The sequence below is a fragment of the Mesotoga sp. Brook.08.YT.4.2.5.2. genome (genome assembly GCF_003351125.1).
Classification (GTDB): domain Bacteria; phylum Thermotogota; class Thermotogae; order Petrotogales; family Kosmotogaceae; genus Mesotoga.
This window is the reverse complement of record NZ_JPGZ01000044.1, coordinates 1-1,857: the sequence shown is the minus strand read 5'-3', so window position 1 is coordinate 1,857 and position 1,857 is coordinate 1. Positions and strand designations below refer to the sequence as shown.

Below are 1,857 nucleotides of genomic sequence, written 5' to 3'. Positions count from 1 at the left end.
GGGATCTTGTTCTTATTGTTGCATTGATCTTCCAAGCGGAGAACGTCTCCTGCAAGCGACCAGCGCGGATCTTTGGACTGTGGACCGTTGACGGTGGACCTTTTCTCATAAGTCATACTGTGCCTCCTTCGTTGTTAGTTCTCTCAGAACGTTCTCATATACCCCTATGTCATACCCGAGACTGTAGAGATACATGATATCCTTGTAGCCGGGAAAGCGGGAAGTTCTCGTGAAACAGGGAAAGATCCTCTCCACCGGAACCTCGAGAAAACGGGCAAGCGTATCCGCTTTCTGGAAACAGGGAATTATCCTTCCAAATTCGACCTCGGAGATATACTTCTGGTCCTTCCCGATCACCTCTCCAAGCTCCCTCTGGCTAAGCTGCTTCATGATCCTCTCATCGCGCAGGTTGCCCATAAATCACCTCCTCTCTGCATGGAAGCAGTTCATTCAGAACTCTATTTTCTGAATGCATCGGCTTCGAAGCCTTCGATATACTTCAAATCATCTCTTCATATTCATGCTGATATTACCGGACTGTCTTTAGCTTTGAAACGCAGTAGTATGCTTGAAACTTGAACGGACTTGTTTCCTGTGCAGTCAGGAATTCCAATGTCATTCTACGGGGACAAACCTGAAGTTGAGTTCTTCAAGAAAGAAACCCTTAAACAAAGAGAACAAAAGATAAAAGCAGTTTTTTCAAAACTATCCATATTTTGAAGAACCTCCATAAGCTCCGTAAGTCAATCAAAACAGGTTGTATATATTCTATCTCATTCCCATAAATGCTGTCAATAACTATTCATGAGCTTTTCAGTATTGAGAGACCGGAGCGATTTTCAAATACAGCTTATTATTCATGATTATTGCTGATTAGATCGGATTATTTTCTTTGCTCGATTTCTTTGATTCTATTTCTTGTTCTTTCATCGATTTTATTTCGTTTTTTGTGTCGAACCGCTCTTAGAATTAACGGCCGTCACTCTCGAGAAACGAGCCTTTGCTTCCACATTCTGATTATACATTCCCGTAATTCCAGAGCCAAAGTCAGGTGTTTTTCACCTGAGCTTGGAGATTTTTGACCCGGTGATATATATTCATCTCACGTGGCCACGAATAAAAAACGGAGGTTGCGGGAACGTGGTAGCGGGTGGGTAAGATCTTTCAAACCCCTAACCCCCCTACCTCTGACCCCGGTCTCTAGATCAAGGAGGAATTTTCATGGGACTTGGCACAACTGTAATGGTAGTAGGAACTGAGAAGGCACTCTCGATCACCTGGGATACAGGTGTTATTGAGGACGACAAACCAGTCCTCTCGAGGCAGACTCTCAAAGTCGATTCGGCAATGACTGCGCAGGAGGCTTATGACGCAGCCTATAACATCGCAGGCCTCACCGATTACATCATCGCCGATATCAAGCTAGTTGAAACCCAGACCCTCGGACCGATCGATTAAGAGACTGATGTAAGAGGGTAGAGGCTGGAGGTTTGAAGTTGGGAACTTCTTACCTCTGACCGGTGAAACAATGTAACCGTAGGCCGTAGTCCGTTCGCCGATTAGGATCGAAAATGCAATGCCACTGCACTTTATAGCTCTTTCGGAGGACGGATAACGGTCAACTGAGAACCGTTACTCGAAAGGAGGAACTCACATGAGAAACCTGAGCGTTAGGTGGTACGATTCAGCCGCGAAGAAGTCCAAGGGCTTCTACATAAAGGAGCCCAAGGCGAGTCTCACTCAATCTGAAGTCGAGACTGTGATGGGAAACCTCATAACTCTGAAGGTGATCCCTTCAAATTATGCGGTTGACTACGCGGCAGTGATCGATACCCAGAAGAATGAGTTGTTTAATCT

Annotated in this window: 3 protein-coding genes; 2 read left to right on the top strand and 1 reads right to left on the bottom strand. The window is 45.2% G+C overall.

Annotated elements, in window-relative coordinates:
* Window positions 1-105: 105 nt before the first annotated feature.
* Window positions 106-417, bottom strand: a complete 312-nt coding sequence (locus tag Q502_RS11825; RefSeq protein WP_099831060.1) for a helix-turn-helix transcriptional regulator — start codon at window positions 415-417, stop codon at window positions 106-108.
* An 804-nt stretch (window positions 418-1,221) separates the two neighbouring features.
* On the opposite strand from Q502_RS11825, the gene Q502_RS11820 reads away from it, so the two are divergent.
* Both Q502_RS11820 and Q502_RS11815 read left to right on the top strand, forming a co-directional pair.
* A complete protein-coding gene (locus Q502_RS11820) occupies window positions 1,222-1,458 on the top strand; it encodes a DUF1659 domain-containing protein (RefSeq protein ID WP_099830338.1) in 237 nt (78 codons plus the stop codon).
* Between the two features lie 196 nt (window positions 1,459-1,654).
* A partial coding sequence (locus Q502_RS11815; protein ID WP_114794164.1) for a DUF2922 family protein occupies window positions 1,655-1,857 on the top strand: 203 nt, incomplete at its 3' end.